Annotated in this window: 20 protein-coding genes; 8 read left to right on the forward strand and 12 right to left on the reverse strand. The window is 73.5% G+C overall.

The annotated features are described in order from the left end of the window. Positions 1–25: 25 nt before the first annotated feature. The 4 genes from E4U91_RS04525 to E4U91_RS04540 form a co-directional block, all read right to left on the reverse strand. Entirely contained in the window at positions 26–988 is a 963-nt protein-coding gene (locus E4U91_RS04525; RefSeq protein WP_137305378.1) for an electron transfer flavoprotein subunit alpha/FixB family protein, read from the reverse strand. 53 nt (positions 989–1,041) lie between these two features. Further along, complete coding sequence (locus tag E4U91_RS04530; protein ID WP_137305380.1) at positions 1,042–1,830, reverse strand: electron transfer flavoprotein subunit beta/FixA family protein; 789 nt, start codon at positions 1,828–1,830, stop codon at positions 1,042–1,044. A 219-nt stretch (positions 1,831–2,049) separates the two neighbouring features. Then, positions 2,050–2,622, reverse strand: a complete 573-nt coding sequence (locus E4U91_RS04535; protein ID WP_137305381.1) for a flavin reductase family protein — start codon at positions 2,620–2,622, stop codon at positions 2,050–2,052. Positions 2,623–2,830: 208 nt separating this feature from the next. Further along, positions 2,831–3,244, reverse strand: coding sequence for a TlpA family protein disulfide reductase (locus E4U91_RS04540; RefSeq protein ID WP_137305383.1), 414 nt, complete (start codon positions 3,242–3,244; stop codon positions 2,831–2,833). A gap of 75 nt (positions 3,245–3,319) precedes the next feature. Here E4U91_RS04540 and E4U91_RS04545 point away from each other — a divergent pair, with 75 nt between their 5' ends. Both E4U91_RS04545 and E4U91_RS04550 read left to right on the forward strand, forming a co-directional pair. Next, positions 3,320–3,736 carry a DUF4395 domain-containing protein gene (locus E4U91_RS04545; protein WP_137305385.1) on the forward strand — a complete coding sequence of 139 codons (417 nt, stop codon included), beginning with the start codon at positions 3,320–3,322 and terminating at the stop codon, positions 3,734–3,736. 188 nt (positions 3,737–3,924) lie between these two features. Beyond that, positions 3,925–4,653, forward strand: coding sequence for a lysophospholipid acyltransferase family protein (locus E4U91_RS04550; RefSeq protein ID WP_137305387.1), 729 nt, complete (start codon positions 3,925–3,927; stop codon positions 4,651–4,653). A gap of 99 nt (positions 4,654–4,752) precedes the next feature. On the opposite strand, the gene E4U91_RS04555 is transcribed toward E4U91_RS04550, so the two are convergent. Next, on the reverse strand, positions 4,753–5,646 hold the full coding sequence (locus E4U91_RS04555; protein WP_137305389.1) for an SDR family oxidoreductase: 894 nt from the start codon (positions 5,644–5,646) through the stop codon (positions 4,753–4,755). A 214-nt stretch (positions 5,647–5,860) separates the two neighbouring features. Between E4U91_RS04555 and E4U91_RS04560 the strand changes: the two genes are divergently transcribed. Next, positions 5,861–6,754 (forward strand): LysR family transcriptional regulator, encoded by an 894-nt coding sequence (locus E4U91_RS04560; RefSeq protein ID WP_137305391.1) that lies wholly within the window; start codon positions 5,861–5,863, stop codon positions 6,752–6,754. Between the two features lie 5 nt (positions 6,755–6,759). On the opposite strand, the gene E4U91_RS04565 is transcribed toward E4U91_RS04560, so the two are convergent. The 4 genes from E4U91_RS04565 to E4U91_RS04580 form a co-directional block, all read right to left on the reverse strand. Next, positions 6,760–7,353, reverse strand: coding sequence for a transglutaminase domain-containing protein (locus E4U91_RS04565; RefSeq protein WP_168218066.1), 594 nt, complete (start codon positions 7,351–7,353; stop codon positions 6,760–6,762). 89 nt (positions 7,354–7,442) lie between these two features. Next, positions 7,443–8,513: a threonine aldolase family protein gene (locus E4U91_RS04570; protein WP_137305395.1), complete on the reverse strand. Its 1,071-nt coding sequence runs from the start codon at positions 8,511–8,513 to the stop codon at positions 7,443–7,445. Continuing rightward, entirely contained in the window at positions 8,510–9,256 is a 747-nt protein-coding gene (locus E4U91_RS04575) for an SDR family oxidoreductase (protein ID WP_137305397.1), read from the reverse strand. The genes E4U91_RS04570 and E4U91_RS04575 overlap by 4 nt, the downstream gene beginning before the upstream one ends. Before the next feature lie 38 nt (positions 9,257–9,294). Beyond that, the gene (locus E4U91_RS04580; protein WP_137305399.1) at positions 9,295–10,692 is read right to left on the reverse strand and encodes a DUF6421 family protein; all 1,398 of its coding nucleotides are present in this window, start codon (positions 10,690–10,692) and stop codon (positions 9,295–9,297) included. A 252-nt stretch (positions 10,693–10,944) separates the two neighbouring features. Here E4U91_RS04580 and E4U91_RS04585 point away from each other — a divergent pair, with 252 nt between their 5' ends. Beyond that, positions 10,945–11,628: a glycerophosphodiester phosphodiesterase gene (locus E4U91_RS04585; protein ID WP_137305401.1), complete on the forward strand. Its 684-nt coding sequence runs from the start codon at positions 10,945–10,947 to the stop codon at positions 11,626–11,628. 18 nt (positions 11,629–11,646) lie between these two features. On the opposite strand, the gene E4U91_RS04590 is transcribed toward E4U91_RS04585, so the two are convergent. After that, positions 11,647–12,189, reverse strand: a complete 543-nt coding sequence (locus E4U91_RS04590) for a GNAT family N-acetyltransferase (RefSeq protein WP_137305402.1) — start codon at positions 12,187–12,189, stop codon at positions 11,647–11,649. Between the two features lie 141 nt (positions 12,190–12,330). On the opposite strand from E4U91_RS04590, the gene E4U91_RS04595 reads away from it, so the two are divergent. Next, a complete protein-coding gene (locus E4U91_RS04595) occupies positions 12,331–12,729 on the forward strand; it encodes a VOC family protein (RefSeq protein ID WP_137305404.1) in 399 nt (132 codons plus the stop codon). A 72-nt stretch (positions 12,730–12,801) separates the two neighbouring features. Further along, positions 12,802–13,566, forward strand: a complete 765-nt coding sequence (locus E4U91_RS04600; protein ID WP_137305406.1) for a VOC family protein — start codon at positions 12,802–12,804, stop codon at positions 13,564–13,566. A 49-nt stretch (positions 13,567–13,615) separates the two neighbouring features. Here the strand turns inward: E4U91_RS04600 and E4U91_RS38405 are convergent, their stop codons facing one another. Together E4U91_RS38405 and E4U91_RS04610 are read right to left on the reverse strand one after the other, a co-directional pair. Further along, positions 13,616–14,077: a MarR family winged helix-turn-helix transcriptional regulator gene (locus E4U91_RS38405; RefSeq protein ID WP_137310663.1), complete on the reverse strand. Its 462-nt coding sequence runs from the start codon at positions 14,075–14,077 to the stop codon at positions 13,616–13,618. A gap of 269 nt (positions 14,078–14,346) precedes the next feature. Beyond that, positions 14,347–16,032 carry an FUSC family protein gene (locus E4U91_RS04610; protein WP_137305408.1) on the reverse strand — a complete coding sequence of 562 codons (1,686 nt, stop codon included), beginning with the start codon at positions 16,030–16,032 and terminating at the stop codon, positions 14,347–14,349. A gap of 197 nt (positions 16,033–16,229) precedes the next feature. On the opposite strand from E4U91_RS04610, the gene E4U91_RS04615 reads away from it, so the two are divergent. Both E4U91_RS04615 and E4U91_RS04620 read left to right on the forward strand, forming a co-directional pair. Next, entirely contained in the window at positions 16,230–16,820 is a 591-nt protein-coding gene (locus E4U91_RS04615) for a DUF5134 domain-containing protein (RefSeq protein ID WP_137305410.1), read from the forward strand. 136 nt (positions 16,821–16,956) lie between these two features. Continuing rightward, complete coding sequence (locus E4U91_RS04620; RefSeq protein ID WP_137305412.1) at positions 16,957–17,892, forward strand: M56 family metallopeptidase; 936 nt, start codon at positions 16,957–16,959, stop codon at positions 17,890–17,892. Positions 17,893–17,988: the final 96 nt, after the last annotated feature.

Here is a 17,988-nt window from a genome sequence, read left to right on the forward strand (position 1 = left end):
GGGGCCTCGGGCAGCCGGGCGGGGATCAGCCCTTGCGGGTCTTGATCTCGTCGGTGAGCTGCGGGACGACGTCGAACAGGTCGCCGACGACGCCGTAGTCGACCAGGTCGAAGATCGGGGCCTCGGCGTCCTTGTTGATGGCCACGATCGTCTTCGAGGTCTGCATGCCGGCCCGGTGCTGGATCGCACCGGAGATGCCGTTGGCGATGTACAGCTGCGGGGAGACCGACTTGCCGGTCTGGCCGACCTGGTTGGTGTGCGGGTACCAGCCCGCGTCCACCGCGGCACGCGAGGCGCCGACGGCCGCGCCGAGCGAGTCGGCCAGGGCCTCGATGATCGCGAAGTTCTCCGCGCCGTTCACGCCACGGCCGCCGGAGACCACGATCGCGGCCTCGGTCAGCTCCGGACGGCCGGTCGACTCACGCGTCGTGCGGCCCGTGACCTTGGTGCCGGTGGCCTTCTCGGAGAAGGTGACGGACAGCGCCTCGACGGTGCCGGCGGCCGGGGCGGCCTCCACGGCCGCGCTGTTCGGCTTGACCGTGATGACCGGGGTGCCCTTGACGACACGGGACTTGGTGGTGAACGAGGCGGCGAACACCGACTGGGTGGCCACCGGGCCCTCCTCGCCGGCCTCGACGTCGACGGCGTCGGTGATGATGCCGGAGCCGATGCGCAGCGCCAGGCGGGCGGCGACCTCCTTGGCCTCGGCGGAGGACGGCACCAGCACGGCGGCCGGGGACACCTGCTCGACGGCGGCCTGCAGGGCGTCGACCTTCGGCACGACCAGGTAGTCGGCGTACTCGGACGCCTCGTGGGTCAGGACCTTCACGGCGCCGTGCTCGGCGAGGACGGCGGCGGTGTCACCGGCGCCGTTGCCCAGCGCGACGGCGACGGGCTCGCCGATGCGGCGGGCCAGCGTCAGCAGCTCCAGGGTGGGCTTGCGGACGGCACCGTCCACGTGGTCGACGTAGACGAGGACTTCAGCCATGGGAATGCATCTCCTGCGAAACGAAGTTGAGGGGCGGTCAGCGGCTGCGGGGCTCAGATGAACTTCTGGCCCGCGAGGAACTCAGCGAGCTGCTTGCCGCCCTCGCCCTCGTCCTTGACGATGGTGCCGGCCGTGCGGGCCGGGCGCTCGTTCGCGGCGTCGACCTTGGTGTACGCGCCCTCCAGGCCGACCTCGTCCGCCTCGATCTCCAGGTCGGACAGGTCCCAGGACTCCACCGGCTTCTTCTTGGCGGCCATGATGCCCTTGAACGACGGGTAGCGGGCCTCGCCGGACTGGTCGGTGACCGACACGACGGCCGGCAGCGACGCCTCGAGCGTCTCGGAGGCGGCGTCGTTGTCGCGGCGGCCGGTGACGGTGCCGCCCTCGACGGAGATCTCGGACAGCAGCGTGATCTGCGGGACGCCCAGGCGCTCGGCGACCAGGGCGGGCACGATGCCCATGGTGCCGTCGGTGGAGGCCATGCCGGAGATCACCAGGTCGTAGCCGGCCTTCTCGATCGCCTTGGCGAGGACCAGGGAGGTGCCGATGGCGTCGGTGCCGTGCAGGTCGTCGTCCTCGACGTGGATCGCCTTGTCGGCGCCCATGGACAGCGCCTTGCGCAGCGCGTCCTTGGCGTCCTCGGGGCCGATGGTCAGCACGGTGACCTCGACGTCGTCGTCGGAGTTCTCGGAGATCTGCAGCGCCTGCTCGACCGCGTACTCGTCCAGCTCGGAGAGCAGACCGTCCACGTCGTCCCGGTCGACGGTCAGGTCATCGGCGAAGTGCCGGTCGCCAGTGGCGTCGGGCACGTACTTCACAGTGACAACGATCCTCAAGCTCACGCCGGCTCTCCTACTGCATCGTCAGTTCATCGGCTGCCTACTTCCAGGCAGCATAGGCGCCCGAAGCGGCCGTTCCCGGTCCGGGGCGGCCCGCGCTCCGACCGAGATATTACTCGTCAGTACACCCAGTTCCTGCCCGCTAAGCAAGCGCTTTGAACTGTGACCTGTGCAACGCAGCGTAACCGGAATGCAGCGATCTCGCAGGGAGAGGGGGCGTGATCAATCACGCAGAGCGGTGAAACGGCCCTGGTGGTAGAGCAGCGGCCGGCCGGCACCGCCGGGGTCGCCCAGGACGACCTCGGCCAGCACGAGGCGGTGGTCGCCGGCCGGCACGCGCGCGTGGACGCGGCAGACCAGCCAGGCGAGCACGCCGTCGAGGACAGGGACGCCGTGCGGCCCCTCGTGCCAGGAGGTCGGCGCGCCGAACCGGTCGGCGCCGCTGCGCGCGAAGGTGGCGGCCAGCTCCCGCTGGTGCTCGCCCAGTACGTGGACGCCGACGTACTCGGCCCGGGACACCGTGGGCCAGCTGGAGGCGCCGGTGCCGATGCCGAAGGACACCAGCGGGGGCTCGGCGGAGACGGAGCTCAGGGAGGTGGCGGTGAAGCCCACCGGGCCGCCGTCACCGGACGCGGTGATCACGGCGACGCCCGCCGCGTGCCGCCGGAAGACGGAGCGGAACAGGTCGGGAGAGGCGAGCTGGGCGGTGCCGAGGCCAACGGGGGCCGACGCGGTCGAGGCGGTCGGCGTGGTCGGGGTGGCTGACGTGGCGGAGGTGCCGGACGTGACAGTCATCGAGGGGTGGTCCTTCTGCGAGGAGGGGCGCGGGAGTCCGTGGGTGCTCAACGGCCCGGACAGCGCGCGCTCGCGTGACGGGCCAGGTCGACGTGGACCCGCCCGTGCAGAAGGAGTTCCTTGGGCATGGGGTCAGGCTGACGAGGCATGGCCCGGCCGGTCAAGTACGTACCGGTCCGCACGCGGGGACCGGGGGCCGCCGCCGGCCTCACACCGCCTCGCCCAGCGCGGCGATGACGTCGGCCTTGCGGGGCTGCCCGGTGGCGCGGCGCACGACCCGTCCGTCGGCGTCGAGCACCAGCACGGTCGGCGTCTTGAGGATGCCGAGCTCGCGGACCAGGTCGAGCCGGGCCTCGGCGTCGATCTCCAGGTGGGTGACGCCCGGGACCATGGCCGCCACTTCGCCGAGGACCCGCCGGGTGGCCCGGCAGGGGGCGCAGAAGGCGCTGGAGAACTGCACGAGCGTGGCGCGCGTGCCCAGTTCGCCGCCCAGCCGGTCGGACCGCAGCCGCTCGCCCTCGTCCCGCCCGCGCACCCGGACCCTCCCGCTCCGCCGTCGTTGGACGACCCCGAAGGCGCTCGCCGCCGCGAGCACCGCGAGGCACACCACGATTCCCGTCATCGTCTGCTCAACCGTTCATGAGACTGAAAAGATTCCCGCCACCCTTCCCGGTGTCCGCTGCGGAATGCTTGATTCATGGACATCGATGCACGAGGGCCGCGCTTCGGCGCGGCCGTCACGACCGTGGTCCTCGCGGTCGTGCTGATCACCGGCAGCGCCTGGCTGCTGGCCTGGCAGACGCTGGCGTTCGCACTCGGCGCGGCGGGCGGGGTGGCGCGCTCACCCTACGGCCGGCTGTTCCGTGCGGTGGTGCGGCCCCGGCTGGGCCCGCCGACCGCGTTCGAGTCGCCCGAACCGCCGCGGTTCGCGCAGGCCGTGGGGCTGGTGTTCGCCGGGGTGGGGCTCGTCGGCTTCTGGGCGGGGCCCGCGTGGCTGGGGCTCGCGGCCACGGGGGCCGCGCTCGCGGCGGCGTTTCTCAACGCCGCCTTCGGGTACTGCCTCGGCTGCGAGACCTACCTGCTCCTGCGCCGGGTGACGGTGCCCGCCGAGTGAGGCGGGCGGGGCGGGCGGGGCGCGCCGCGGACGTGACGAGGATCTCGCGGTGGCCGGGCACCAGGACTGGAGGTCCGGCCGTTCTTCGGGCACGATCTGCGAGATGCCGCAAACCTACGGCAGCGTAACTTTCCCCGCCGGGAGTCCCCTTCCCAGGCCGAGAAGAGAAGGAAGGGTCCGCCCCGCCCATGGCAGAGCTTGTCTACCGTCCCGTCATCGGTTTCGCGAAGACGTTGTTCAAGGTCTGGGACCTCAGGATCGACTGCAAGGGGTCGGAGAACATCCCGCGGTCCGGCGGAGCCGTGCTGGTGAGCAATCACATCAGCTACCTGGACTTCATCTTCAACGGCCTGGCCGCGCTCCCCCAGAAGCGCCTCGTGCGGTTCATGGCCAAGGAGTCGGTCTTCCGGCACCGGATCTCGGGCCCGCTGATGCGCGGGATGAAGCACATCCCCGTCGACCGTGCCCAGGGCGAGGCCGCCTACCAGCACGCCCTGGACTCGCTGCGCTCCGGCGAGATCATCGGCGTCTTCCCCGAGGCCACCATCTCCCCGTCGTTCACGCTGAAGAGCTTCAAGTCGGGCGCCGCCCGCCTCGCCCAGGAGGCGGGCGTGCCGCTGATCCCGATCGCCGTGTGGGGCACGCAGCGGCTGTGGACCAAGGGCCGGCCGCGCAACTTCCGCCGCAGCCACACGCCGATCACGATCCGGGTGGGCGAGGCGATCGAGGCCCCGCGCGACCAGTACGCGGGCGCCATCACGCGCCGTCTGCGCGAGCGCGTCCAGGAGCTGCTGGAGGCCGCCCAGCGCGCCTACCCCGTACGCCCCAAGGGCCCGGACGACACCTGGTGGATGCCGGCCCACCTCGGCGGTACGGCGCCGACGCCGGAGCAGGTCCGGGAGGCCGAGGCGCGCTGAGCGGGCCGACCGGGGGTGCCCCGGGTGGCCGGCCCGCCTGGCGGGCCCCGTCCCCCGGAGCTCCTCGCCCCTGCTGAGCGCCCTCCCCCGGGCCGGGGTTCACGCCCCGAAGTAGTGGCCCTCGTCCAGGTCGGCCAGCAGGCCCGGCTGTTCGGGGTGCCAGTCCAGCAGCTCGCGGGTCAGGGCGCTGGACGCCGGGCCGTCCACCGACAGGAACGGCGCGAGCCAGCCGAAGTGGTGCTCCGCCTGGTCCGCCGGCAGCGACCGCACCGGGACGTCCAGGTGACGGCCGATGGTCTCGGCGATGGCACGCACCGGCACGCCCTCCTCGTCGACGCCGTGCAGCCGGCTGCCCGCCGGGGCCTCCTCCAGGGCCAGCCGGAACAGGCGCGCCGCGTCCAGGCGGTGGACGGCCGACCAGCGCTGGGAGCCGTCGCCCGGGTACGCCGACAGGCCCTGGGCGCGGGCCACCTCGATGACCTGCGGGACGAAGCCGTGGTCGCCCCGGCCGTGCACGGTCGGCGACAGCCGCACGACCGAGGCGCGCACGCCCCGCTCCACGAACGACAGGGCGGTTTCCTCGGACTTGCGCGGCAGGGCCCGGCCCTCCGCCGAGGGGACGTCCCGTTCGGTGGCGAGCCGGCCCTGGGCGACGAGCAGCGTCCCCGAGGTGGCGACGAACGGCCGGTCGGAGCCCGCCAGTTCCCCGGCCATGGCCTCGATGGCCCGCCGGTCGGCCTCGGCGGCGGCCGGGTAGTTCTGGAAGTCGTGGATGAAGGCCAAGTGGATGACGCCGTCCGCCTCGGCGGCGCCCCGGCGCAGGGCGCCCAGGTCGGCGAGGTCGCCGCGCAGCGGCTCGGCGCCGGCCTCCTTCAGCGTCGCCTCGCTCCGGTCGGAGCGGGCCAGGCCGACCACCCGGTGGCCGGCGTCGAGCAGTTCACGGACCACGGCGGAACCGATGAAGCCGGTGGCACCGGTGACGAAGACACGCACAGTCGCTGCACTCCTCAAGCGGGGATCGATCGGGATTCACACGGGAACCACCGACGGGAGGGGGCCCGGCGGATCCGCTGCCGGGCCGGTGACTCCAGCCTGCGGGCCGACCGTCCCGCGGGTCCAAGACCCGTTCGGCACGGGGTGATGCGCTTTAGGCATCACCGCAGCGCACGGCGGTCGCCGCGCACCGGTCGGCGTTACCGTGGGGAGCATGCCGCCCACCCCGCCGCCGTCCGTGGACCTCGACCTGCGTCTGGTGCGGTACTTCGTCGCCGTCGCCGAGCACCGTCACTTCGGGCGGGCCGCCGACGCACTGCGCATCGCCCAGCCGTCACTGAGCCGGCAGATCCGCCGCCTGGAACAGCAGGTGGGCGCCCGGCTGCTGGACCGCACCCCGCGCGGCACCCGGCTCACGGAGGCCGGCGAGGTGTTCCTGCCGCGCGCCCGGGCGCTGTTGCGGGCGGCCGCGGAGGCGGCGGCCCACGCCCGCTCCGCCGGGGAGTCGGACGTGCTGACCGTGGGCTACACGCTGGGCATCATCGTGACGCCCGCGGTGCGCGAGCTGCGCCACCGCCTGCCCGACGCGGACGTGCGCGCGGTGCACCTGAAGTGGAACGAGGCCCGGGACGCGCTGCTCGACCACCGGGTCGACGCGGCGGTGACCCGGCAGCCGCTGCGCACCCAGGGGCTGGAGGTCACGCCCCTGTACGACGAGCCGCGCGTGCTGGTCGTGCCGCTGGACCACCGGCTGGCGGGCAAGGAGAGCGTGACCCTCGACGACCTCGGGGACGAGCCGATGCCGGTGGTGCGGGACGCGGCGTGGAACGCGTACTGGCGCATCGACCCGCGGCCCGACGGGCGCCCCGCCCCCGACGGTCCGGTCGTGGACGAGCTGGAGGACAAGTTCGAGGTGATCGCCGACGGGCGGGCCGTGGCCATCGTCCCGCTGCCCCGGACGCGCACGCTGCGCCCCGACGTGACGACGGTGCCGCTGGAGGACGTCGGACCCACCCCGGTGCTGCTGGTGACCCGGGCCGGAGACCGCCGCCGTCTGGTGACGGAGTTCCGCCGGACGGCACGGGCGCTGCTCACCGGCCCCGCCTGAGCGGCTCAGAGCGCGGTGGGCAGCGACCTCCACAGGTGCTCCCGGTCGGGTGCGGCGCGCAGCGCGTCGAGCACGAGCGGGTGGGGTGCGGCGTACAGCTCCGGGTAGTCGGACTCGCCGACCGCCGGTTCGGGGACCCAGGCCAGGCGCTCGCCGTCCAGGGAGAAGCGGGCGTCGACGCCGGGTTTGTTGCCCCGGGGGTCCTGGCGGTGCCAGGCGCCGTGGAAGCGGACGGCGACCAGTCCGTGGACGACGTGTCCGGTGCCGTCGTCGTGGCGCAGGCGCTGGTAGCACAGCGCGGTGGGGATGTCCTCGGCGCGCAGCAGGGCGGCGAGCGCGTGGGCCTTGGCGTGGCAGATGCCGGTGCGCTGCTCCAGGACGTCCGAGGCACGCCAGGTCACGCGGGGGTCCCCGGCGTCCTGGGAGTGCGGGATCGTGTCGCGGACGAACGCGAAGGCGAACCGTGCATAGTCATACGAGTCGGCGGCCTCCCGGGCCAGGCTCGCGGCCGTCCGCCGGACCACCGGGTGGTCGTGGTCGATGACCTCGTCGGCGGCCAGGTACGCGGAGAGGTCGGGCGTTTTCTGGATCAGCTGCATGCCCGCAGAGCATAGGAAAGCGATCACCCGAGCGTCAATGACTTTTCAGGTGACCGCATACCTATGCATTCAGTGAGTCGGCCCGGTGGCTACCGGGCCATCTCCTCCTTGACCGCCGCGACGAACGCGTCCACGTCGTCCTCGGTCGTGTCGAAGGCGCACATCCAGCGCACGTCCCCGGCGGCCTCGTCCCAGAAGTAGAAGCGGAAGCGCTTCTGCAGGCGCAGGCTCACGTCGTGCGGGAGCCGGGCGAAGACGCCGTTGGCCTGCACCGGGTGCAGGATCTCGACGCCGTGCACCGCGCGCACGCCTTCGGCCAGCCGCTGGGCCATCTCGTTGGCGTGCCGGGCGTTGCGCAGCCACAGGTCCTTGGCGAGCAGCGCCTCCAGCTGCACCGAGACGAACCGCATCTTGGAGGCGAGCTGCATGGACAGCTTGCGCAGGTGCTTCATCCGCCGGACGGCGTCCTGGTTGATGACCACGACCGCCTCGCCGAACATCGCACCGTTCTTGGTGCCGCCCAGGGACAGGACGTCGACGCCGACCGCGTTGGTGAACGTCCGCATCGGGACGTCCAGCGCGGCGGCCGCGTTGGCTATCCGGGAGCCGTCGAGGTGGACCCGCATGCCGTGGGCGTGCGCGTGGTCGCAGATCGCGCGGATCTCCTCGGGCGTGTAGAGGGTGCCCAGCTCCGTGCTCTGGGTGATCGAGACGACCTGCGGCATCGCCCGGTGCTCGTCCTCCCAGCCCCACGCCTGCCGGTCGATCAGCTCGGGGGTGAGCTTGCCGTCCGGCGTCGGCACGGTGAGCAGCTTGAGCCCGCCCATCCGCTCGGGGGCCCCGCCCTCGTCGACGTTGATGTGGGCGCTCTCCGCGCAGATCACCGCGCCCCAGCGGTCGGTGACCGCCTGGAGCGCGACGACGTTGGCCCCGGTGCCGTTGAAGACCGGGAACGCCTGCGCCGTGGGGCCGAAGTGGCTGCGGATGATCCGCTGGAGGTTCTCGGTGTACTCGTCCTCGCCGTACGCCACCTGGTGGCCCCCGTTGGCCAGGGCCAGGGCGGCCAGGACCTCGGGGTGGACCCCGGCGTAGTTGTCGCTGGCGAAACCGCGGACCTCCGGGTCGTGATGACGACGCGCGTCGGTCTTCGGGGGGTTCACGGCTTCTCGGTGAGCCACAGGCGCTGTCCGTTCACTTCCGGGGCGGACTTCTCCCACACCCGGACGATCGCCTCGGCGAGGTCCTTCACGTCGGTGAAGCCCGCGAACTTCGCGTTGGGCCGGTCCGCGCGCATCGCGTCGTGCACCAACGCCTTGACCACCAGGATCGCAGCCGCCGACGTCGGGCCCTGCTCGCCCCCGGCCTTGCGGAAGTAGTCCGCCATGGCGAGCGTCCACGCCTCGGCCGCGGCCTTGCCGGCGGCGTACGCGGCGTTGCCCGCGGTCGGCTTGGTCGCGCCCGCGGCGCTGATCAGCACGTACCGGCCGCGGTCGCTGCGCTGGAGCACCTCGGAGAAGGCCAGCGAGGTGTGCTGCACGGTGCGCACCAGCAGCAGCTCCAGGAAGTCCCAGTCGTCGAGGCTGGTCTTGATGAAGGTCTCGCTGCCGCGCCAGCCGCCGACGAGGTGGACCAGGCCGTCGACGCGGCCGAACTCCTTCTCGGTGCGGGCGGCCCAGTCACGGGTGGACTGCAGGTCGAGCAGGTCGACCGTCTCCCCGGTGACCGTGGCCCCGCCGGAGGCGTAGCGGGCCGCGTCCACGGCCTCGGCGAGCCGCTCCGGGTCGTTGTCCGCGCCGATGACCGTGGCACCGGCCTCGGCCAGCCGCAGCAGTGCCGCCCGGCCGGCCGGTCCGCCCGCACCGGCCACCGCGATGACCGCACCGTCGAGAGCCCCGTTGCCCATGTTCTTCCCCTTCGCGGCAGTGTGCTGGAGTCGGTCGCTCACGCGGCGACCCGCTCGGCGCCGTCGGCCGTGATGCCCTTGGTGGAGGCGATCACGTTCTTCAGCTTCTTGGACAGTGCCTCATAGAACATGCTCAGGGGAAACTCGTCCGGGAGCACGTCGTCCACCAGCTTGCGCGGCGGCTGGGTCAGGTCCAGGGCGTCGGGGCCCTTGGCCCACGTGGAGCCGGGGTGCGGGGCGAGGTAGGTGGCGACCAGCTCGTAGCCGGCGAACCAGTGGACGAGCTTCGGGCGGTCGATGCCGTCGCGGTACAGCTTCTCGATCTCGGCGCACAGCTCGTTGGTGACCTGCGGGGCGCGCTGCCAGTCGATGTGCAGCTTGTTGTCGGTCCAGCGGACGACGTCGTGCTTGTGCAGGTAGGCGAAGAGCAGCTGGCCGCCGAGGCCGTCGTAGTTGCGCACCCGCTCGCCCGTCACGGGGAAGCGGAACATGCGGTCGAAGAGGACCGCGTACTGCACGTCACGGGCCTGCGGGACGCCGTCGGCCTCCAGCTTCACGGCCTCCTTGAAGGCGGTGAGGTCGCAGCGCAGCTCCTCCAGGCCGTACATCCAGAACGGCTGGCGCTGCTTGATCATGAACGGGTCGAACGGCAGGTCGCCGTGGCTGTGGGTGCGGTCGTGGACCATGTCCCACAGGACGAAGGCGTCCTGGCAGCGCTTCTGGTCGTGGACCATGGCGGCGATGTCCTCGGGCAGGTCCAGGCCGAGGATGTCGACGGCGGCGGCGGTGACGCGGCGGAAGCGGGCGGCCTCGCGGTCGCAGAAGATCCCACCCCAGGTGAAACGTTCCGGCGCCTGGCGGACCGCGATGGTCTCGGGGAAGAGGACGGCGGAGTTGGTGTCGTAGCCCGCCGTGAAGTCCTCGAAGGTGATGCCGCAGAACAGCGGGTTGTCGTAGCGGGTGCGCTCCAGCTCGGCGAGCCAGTCCGGCCAGACCATCCGCAGCACGACCGCCTCGAGGTTGCGGTCGGGGTTGCCGTTCTGCGTGTACATCGGGAAGACGACCAGGTGCTGCAGGCCGTCGCGGCGGTCGGCGGCGGGCTGGAAGGCCAGCAGCGAGTCCAGGAAGTCCGGCACCGCGAAGCCGCCGTCGGCCCACGCGTGCAGGTCCTCGACCAGGGCCTGGTGATAGGCGGCGTCGTGCGGGAGCAGCGGGGAGAGCTCACGGACCGCCTCGGTCACGCGGCGCACCGCGGCCTCGGCGTCGGCCCGGCCCGGGGCGCCCTCGGCGTCGAAGTCGATCGAGCCGTCCTCGGACTGCCAGGGCCGTATCTGCTCCACGGCATCCTTGAGCCGCGGCCAGGCCGGGTGCTCCACGACCCTGCCGGCCGGAGATACCTGCTCCTCGGTCGCCGCCTGCACAAGAATTTCCGTCATGTCCCATCCTCCACTGGAGAACCTCGCGTAAGGACACCGTATGCGGACGAGGTTTCCCCCAGCAAGAGGATCATCGGGAAATCGTCCCGTATGACTTCGTGGTGACGGAAGTTTTTCCTGTGGTTCCCCGTCGGGACGGCGCCTTCCCCGGCTGTGTGACGGCGACGGAAACTCCGGCGTACGGGCGGGTACATCCCTGGCGAAGAGCACTAGGCTGCGGCTCCGGCTGCCGTCGACGGAAGCGAGGCGACGTTGAACTTCCTCACCATCGGTCACCGCGGGCTCATGGGCGTAGAGCCCGAGAACACCCTCCGGTCCTTCGTCGCCGCCGAGCAGGCCGGCCTCGACGTGATCGAACTGGACCTCCACCTGAGCAAGGACGGCGCGCTCGTCGTCATGCACGACGCGGACGTGGACCGCACGACCGACGGCACCGGCCCGATCGCCGAGCAGACGCTCGCCGAGCTGCGGGCGCTGGACGCGGGGCGCGGGGAGCGGGTCCCGGTGTTCGAGGAGGTCCTGGACGCGGTGCGCAGCCCGCTCCAGGCGGAGATCAAGGACGTGCAGGCGGCGCGGGCGCTCGCCGAGGTGCTCCACGCGCGCGCACTGGTGGACCGGGTGGAGGTGTCCTCCTTCCACGACGAGGCGATCGCCGAGATCGCCCGGCTGGTGCCCGGCGTGCGCACCGCGCTGATCGGCAGCCGCTACGGCACCGACGTGGTGGACCGGGCCGTGGCCGCGGGCGCCGCGACGGTCTGCCTCAACATCCGCCGGCTCACCCTGGAGATCGTGGAACTGGCCCGCGCGAAGGACCTCAGGATCATCGGCTGGGTGGTGAACACCCAGGACCAGCTGCGGCTGGTACGGGCCCTGGGGCTGGACGGCGCGACGACCGACCTCCCGGAGATCAAGCGCACCGGCCGCTTCACAGCCTGAGCGCCCCGCGGCGGAACGTCACACCAGCGGCTTGACCAGCAGCTCGAAGGCCAGGTCGGGGCGGCGCGGGATGCCGAAGCGCTCGTCGCCGTACGGGAACGGCGTCGTCCGGCCCGTACGGCGGTAGCCGCGCCGCTCGTACCAGGCGATGAGGTCCTCGCGCACCGAGATCACCGTCATGTGCATCTCCGTGGCGCCCCAGGTCTCGCGGGCCCGGCGCTCCGCCTCCGCGAGCACCGCCTTGCCGAGCCCGGCCCCCTGCTGTCCGGGGCTGACCGCGAACATCCCGAAGTAGGCGTGCTCGCCGCGGTGCTCCAGCTGGCAGCAGGCCACGATCCGGCCCTCGCGCTCCACCGTGAGCAGCCGGCTGTCGGGCGACCTGACGATGTCCCGCACGCCCTCGGGGTCGGTGCGCTGCCCGTCGAGGATGTCCGCCTCCGTCGTCCAGCCCGCCCGGCTGGAGTCCCCCCGGTACGCCGACTCCACCAGCGCGACCAGGGCGTCCACGTCCGCCTCGGTGGCGTCGCGGAAGCTCAGCGGGGTGGCTGCGGCGGTGTCCATGCGGGGGTCTCCGATCTCGGGCGCGGCGGGGCCGGTACGAGGGTAGCGGCACCGGCCCCCGCCGCCCGGATCAGGCCGTCCATGACCTACGGCCGCTTCGGGCCGGGCCGAACGGGGCGGCAGGCACTAGTGTCCGGGTGCATGGTGCAGGTACTGAGCAGCCGGACGCTGATCCGGCCCACCGATCCGGAACGTTCCCGCGACTTCTACGGCGGGCGGCTGGGGCTCGCCGTGGCCCGGGAGTTCGGCACCGGTCCCGAGCGCGGGACCGTCTACTTCCTCGGCGGCGGCTTCCTGGAGCTGTCCGGCCGCGCGCAGACCCCGCCGGACCCGGACCCCTCCCTGCGGCTCTGGCTCCAGGTGCCGGACGCCGCGGCGGCCCACGAGGAACTGCGGGCCGAGGGCGTGGAGATCGTCCGGCCGCCGGTCAAGGAGCCGTGGGGCCTGGTCGAGATGTGGATCGCCGACCCGGACGGACTGCCGATCGTGCTGGTCGAGGTGCCCGCGGACCACCCGATCCGGTACCGGCCGGGGATCTGATCCCCCGGATGGCCGACGCGCGGACCCGGGCTTAGCGTGCTGGAAGGGGCCTGTCCGCGCGGAAGGAACCTCATGAAGCTCGACAAGCCCGTCCCCGGCGGCCCTTGCTGGGCGGAGCTGGGCACCACCGACGTCGACGGCGCCCGGCGCTTCTACGGCGAGCTGTTCGGCTGGCGGTCCGAGACCGACGCGCGGCAGGAGGCGGGCGGCTACACCATGGCCCACCTCGGCGACGCGGCCGTGGCGGCGCTGGCCCCGCTGTACCAGCCGGAACAGCCGGTGGCCTGGAACGTCTCCTTCGGTGTGACCGACGCCGAGGTCACCTGCCGGCTGCTGACCGAACTCGGCGGCCGGGTCCTCGTCGGTCCGATGGACGTCCTGGAGGCGGGCCGCTTCGTGGTGGCGGCCGACCCCGTCGGCGCGGTCTTCCAGCTCTGGCAGGCACGCGCGTTCCCCGGCGCCGGACTGTTCAACGCGCCCGGCGCCCTCGGCTGGGTGGAGCTGCTGACCCGCGACGCCCGGCGGGCGGAGACCTTCTACACCACCGTGTTCGGCTGGACCGTGCGCACCTCGGAGAACTACACCCAGTGGGGCGTGGGCGGGGCGGACTTCGGCGGGATGGTGCCCATGGACGACAAGTTCCCGCCTGAGGTGCCGCCGCACTGGCTGCCCTACTTCGCGGTGGCGGACGTCGACGACGCGACGGCCGTCGCCACGGGCGCGGGCGGCACCGCCCTGATGGAACCCACGAGCGTGCCGGACGGTCCCCGCATCGCGGTGCTGCGCGACCCGCAGGGCGCGATGTTCGGCGTCCATCGGGCCGGGGACGAGGGATGAGGAGCGCCGCCCGGGCGGGTGTGGGCGGCGCCGTGCGCGGTCCCGCCGTTCAGGGCCGCAGGCCCTGCATGTGGCCCTCCAGGCGGCTCAGCAACTCGCCCAGCAGCCCGGAGAGTTCCCCCTGCCGGTCGTCGTCCAGCGCGGACAGCACGGCCTTCTCGTAGGCGAGTTGCTCGGGCAGGATGCCGTCGACCAGGGCCCGCCCGGCCTCGGTGAGGCGTACGTGGGCCACGCGCCGGTCCCGGGTGTCGCCCCGGCGCTCCACCAGGCCGCGCTCGGTCAGCTGCTTGACGCGCTTGGTGACGGCGGCGCCCGAGGAGAAGGTCTCCCGGGCCAGTTCGCCGGGCGTCAGCTCGTGCCCGGTGCGGCGCAGCGCCCCGAGCAGGTCGAACTCGGCGCGGCTCAGCCCGGCCCGGTGCAGCGGGGCGTCCTCGGCCTGCTGGAGGAGGGCCGCGCAGCGGTTCACCCGGCCGATGACCTCCATGGGGCCGGTGTCCAGCTCGGGATGCACCTCCCGCCACTGCCGGACGACGCCGGCGACGGTGTCCCGGGCGGCCGCGGGGGTGCCGGTGCCTTGGCCGGTACCGGTGCCGGTGCCGGTGCCGGTGCCGGTGGTGGTGGTGGTGCCGGTGCCCGTACCGGTGCTCTTGTCGGTACCCGCGCGGACACCGGTGCCAGTACCCGCGTCAGTACCCGTGCCGGTGCCCGTGCTGCGGCCGGTGCCCGTCCGTGCCGTGTCCGCCCCGGCCGTGCTCCCCGCCCTGGCCACCTGGGGTGCCGTCATCGCCGTACGTCCTCCGCTCCGCCGTCCGTGTCCCGGGCCAGGAGCAGGCCCTGGCGCCGTACCGTAGCGGCGAGCGTACGGTGTCCGGACCGCTCGGCCGCCACCACCCTCTCCTGCGGCAGGGCGCGCTGCCACCACTCGCCGGAGGCGGCGTCGGCGGTGGTGCGCAGGTCGGTCAGCGCGGCGGTCAGTGAGCGGCGGGCCGCCTCCAGCGCGGCGGGCGCCGGCGCGGGCTCGGCGAGCAGACGGGCCGCGCGTTCACGCGCGCGTTCGGCGGTACTCAGGGCCTGCGTGAGGCGGTCGCCCGCCCTCCGGTTGGTGACGACGAGCGCCGCCACGAAGCCGACCAAAGCGCCGACGACGGTGTCCACGACCCGCTCGGTGATCAGCTCGCCGGAGTCCTGCCGGTGGGCGAACTCGGTGATGAGCAGCGCCATCGGGGTCACGCAGACACTGCCCAGCCAGTAGTTGCGGCTGATCAGGGCCTCCGCGCCGAAGTTGAGGGCGAGGCAGCACAGGACGAGCACCGCCTGGTGGAGGTGGGCGAGCGGCACGAGCGCGGCGAAGGCGAGGACGCCGATCAGATTGCCGACCACGCGCTGCACGGCCCGGCTCCAGGTGAGGGCGAGGTTCGCCTGGTACAGGGAGGCAGCGGTGACCAGGGCCCAGTACGGGCGTCCCACGCCGAGCGCCAGGGAGACGTAGCCGGCCAGGGCACAGCCCAGCGCGGTGCGGGCGGCGAGGGGCGCGAGGTGGCGGAGGCGGCCGGCCCACGGGCGGCGTTCTGCGGCCAGTTCGGCCTCGACGCCGAGGATCTCGTCGTCGTCGGCCAGGTCGTCCGGGTGCGGGACGGCCGCGGTGCCGCGCAGATCGCGTGACCAGGCGCGCAGCCGCTCCGGGTCGGTGTCGGCCGGGGCGGCGAGGGCGACCTCGGCGCGGACCACCAGCCGTTCCAGGGCGCGGCGCGTGGCGTCGGTGCGGGCGCCGGGGGCGAGCAGCGTCTGCCAGGCGGCCTGCACGGCGGCGGCTGGGGCGGCGCGCGGCCCGGGGTCGTCCGCCGCGTCGGGGGCCTCCCGGTGGCGCTGGACGTACCCGGCGGTCGCGTTCAGGGCCTGGGCGACGGCCCTGCGCTCGGGGCCGTGCGGCCGCAGCAGTCCCGGGGCCATGCCGACCAGCCACGCCCAGGCGCCGGCGGCGAGGGCCAGGCCCAGGTGGCCGGGCACCTGGCCGAGGGTCTGCGGCAGGAAGAGGGCGGCGGAGCTGATGAAGGTGAGCACCACGTTCCCGGGCGGCCCCACGCGGGTCGCGTCGCACAGGGTCTTCTGCGCGGCGGCCAGCAGCGCGCCGACGGTGACGAGCACGACGGCGTTCGCGGTGAGCGAGGCGGCGACGAGGGACACGGCCAGCCCGGCGACGATCCCGAGGACCACCCGGACCAGGGTGCGTGCGCGGGCGGCGTACGGGCGATTGTGGGCGTACAGCGCGCACAGCGAGCCGGCCATCGTGTACATCGCCAGGTCGAGGCGGCCGAGCGCGAGGAGGGTGAGGTTCGGCGGGGCGACCGCGACCACGACGCTCAGGGCGGGCTTGAACCAGATCGGCGACGGCCGGCCCAGCCGCAGCACGCCCACGAGCGGGAGTCGGCCAGGGGTACCGGGAGAGGGGAGACGGCGCGGGGACATGCACCCAACTTAACAGGTGTTTTACCAGTGAAACATTTGGGGGCCGAGCTGTCCGCAGGTGACCCACCTGCGGCTCACCGCGCGTGCTCCGTCGAATGCTCCCCGTGTACACCTCTGCGCTTGCGTGCGCGCCGCGTGCCTCGGGCATCGCATCCCTGGAGCGGACCGACGAGCGACCGTCGAGCGGGGAGGTGCGCGTGCACGGACCGGCTTCGCCCGGCTGGCTCCTGGTGGCGCTGTGCGCGGTGACCGGGACCTACTGCCTGCTGCGGATGCGCAGCGGCGTCGAGGAGCAGCGCCGGGCCGCGGGCGGCGAGGCGCTGATGGGGTTCGGGATGGCCGCGATGGCCGTGCCGGCCGCGGTGTTCGCGCCGCCGGGCTGGGCCTGGCCGGCCTACACCGCGGTCTTCGGCGCGGCGGCGCTGCGCGCCCTGTGGGCGGCCCGCCGGAGCGCCCACCACCTGCACCACCTCGTGGGCACGGCGGCGATGATCTACATGGCGCTCACCATGGCCGCCTCCCCCGCCGGGGCCCACGGCCACGTGCACGGGGCTTCCGGCGTCCCGGTGCTGACCGGCGCGCTGCTGGCCTACTTCACCGGCTACGTCCTTCTCACCGGCGCGCGGCTGATCCCCGTACCGGCGGGCGCGGCCGTGACCGCGGTGCCGTCGGCAGGCGGGGGGCGTACCGGCGTCGGCGCCCCGCGCTGGGGCGACCGGCCGGAGCTGGCACGCGCGTGCCGGCTGTCGATGGGGATCGGGATGCTGGCGATGCTGCTGACGATGTGAGGCGGGGTCACGCGGGCCTGCCGCGAGGGCTGCCCTCCGTGTCGCGGCACGTGGGACGCGTGGGGCGCGTGGAGTGCGTCACTTCACCGCGGAAGGCCGTACCGCCGGGAGGTGGGCCGCTCATAGGGTGCTGCCCATGATGGTCCCCGCGGTCCTGCTGCTGCTCGCCGCCGTGACGGCCGTCGTGGCTCCCCGGCTGCTCGCCCGGGCCGACTGGCCGGACCGCGAACCGGTGGTCGCGCTCTGGGCGTGGCAGTGCGTGGTGGCGGCGGTGCTCCTGTGCTGCGCGCTGTCGATGACCCTCTGCGCCGCGGCCGCCTGGCAGGCGGTGCGCGGGCACGTGTTCGCGCCCGCGCCGCCCGGAGTCGTGGAGGCGTACGCCCTGGGCGCGCCCGGTCCGTGGGCCGCCCCGATCGCCGTGGCGCTGTTCTGCGCCGGGCTGTGGAGCGGCGCGATGCTCGTCCGCGAGGTCGCCCGGGCCCGGCGGGGGCTGCGGCTGCGACAGGCCGAACTCCGCCTGCGGGCCCCGTTGTTGCCGGGAGAGGAGCCGCAGGCGGGGCGGCTGGTCGTGCTGGAGGGCGAGCGACCCGACGCCTGGTGGCTGCCGGGGTCGGCGCCCCAACTGGTGGTCACCACGGCCGCGTTGCGCCGGCTGAAGGGGCGTCGGCTGGACGCCGTCCTCGCCCATGAGCAGGGGCACGCGACGGCTCGGCACCACTGGCTGCTGCACTGCTCGACCGCGCTGGCGAGCGGGTTCCCCCAGGTTCCGGTGTTCGCGGCGTTCCGCGACGAGATGCACCGCCTGGTCGAGCTGGCCGCCGACGACATGGCCTCCCGGCGCCACGGCCGGCTGACCACGGCCCTCGCCCTCGTCGAACTCAACGAGGACCGTGGTGTGTTCGGCCCCTCCCCCACCCCGCAGGCGTACGTCCCGGAGCGCGTCCGGCGCCTGCTGGCACCCCAGGACCGCCTCCCCGCGACGCGCAGGCTCGGCCTCACCGCGACGGCCGCGCTGGTCCCCGCGCTCCCGGTGCTGGTGACGCTGGTGCCGGCGCTGAGGGTGCTGGGCTGAAACACCGGGGTGCTGCGCCAGAGGGCCGGGCTCTCCGGAAGCCGCGTCAGGGGCGCCACTTGGCGGCGATCGCTCCGGCGGGTGTGCGGGCGACCG

Source organism: Streptomyces lasalocidi (assembly GCF_005280215.1).
GTDB classification, from domain to species: domain Bacteria; phylum Actinomycetota; class Actinomycetes; order Streptomycetales; family Streptomycetaceae; genus Streptomyces; species Streptomyces longwoodensis.

Bases quoted from the DNA above. Each gene is read 5' to 3' on its own strand.
- E4U91_RS04545 (WP_137305385.1), top strand. From the start codon at position 3,320: ATGGACATCGATGCACGAGGGCCGCGCTTCGGCGCGGCCGTCACGACC.
- E4U91_RS04600 (WP_137305406.1), top strand. From the start codon at position 12,802: ATGAAGCTCGACAAGCCCGTCCCCGGCGGCCCTTGCTGGGCGGAGCTG.
- E4U91_RS04560 (WP_137305391.1), top strand. From the start codon at position 5,861: ATGCCGCCCACCCCGCCGCCGTCCGTGGACCTCGACCTGCGTCTGGTG.
- E4U91_RS04575 (WP_137305397.1), bottom strand. From the start codon at position 9,256: ATGGGCAACGGGGCTCTCGACGGTGCGGTCATCGCGGTGGCCGGTGCG.
- E4U91_RS04525 (WP_137305378.1), bottom strand. From the start codon at position 988: ATGGCTGAAGTCCTCGTCTACGTCGACCACGTGGACGGTGCCGTCCGC.
- E4U91_RS04535 (WP_137305381.1), bottom strand. From the start codon at position 2,622: ATGACTGTCACGTCCGGCACCTCCGCCACGTCAGCCACCCCGACCACG.
- E4U91_RS04540 (WP_137305383.1), bottom strand. From the start codon at position 3,244: ATGACGGGAATCGTGGTGTGCCTCGCGGTGCTCGCGGCGGCGAGCGCC.
- E4U91_RS04580 (WP_137305399.1), bottom strand. From the start codon at position 10,692: ATGACGGAAATTCTTGTGCAGGCGGCGACCGAGGAGCAGGTATCTCCG.
- E4U91_RS04590 (WP_137305402.1), bottom strand. From the start codon at position 12,189: ATGGACACCGCCGCAGCCACCCCGCTGAGCTTCCGCGACGCCACCGAG.
- E4U91_RS04550 (WP_137305387.1), top strand. From the start codon at position 3,925: ATGGCAGAGCTTGTCTACCGTCCCGTCATCGGTTTCGCGAAGACGTTG.
- E4U91_RS04620 (WP_137305412.1), top strand. From the start codon at position 16,957: ATGATGGTCCCCGCGGTCCTGCTGCTGCTCGCCGCCGTGACGGCCGTC.
- E4U91_RS04565 (WP_168218066.1), bottom strand. From the start codon at position 7,353: ATGCAGCTGATCCAGAAAACGCCCGACCTCTCCGCGTACCTGGCCGCC.
- E4U91_RS04595 (WP_137305404.1), top strand. From the start codon at position 12,331: ATGGTGCAGGTACTGAGCAGCCGGACGCTGATCCGGCCCACCGATCCG.
- E4U91_RS04610 (WP_137305408.1), bottom strand. From the start codon at position 16,032: ATGTCCCCGCGCCGTCTCCCCTCTCCCGGTACCCCTGGCCGACTCCCG.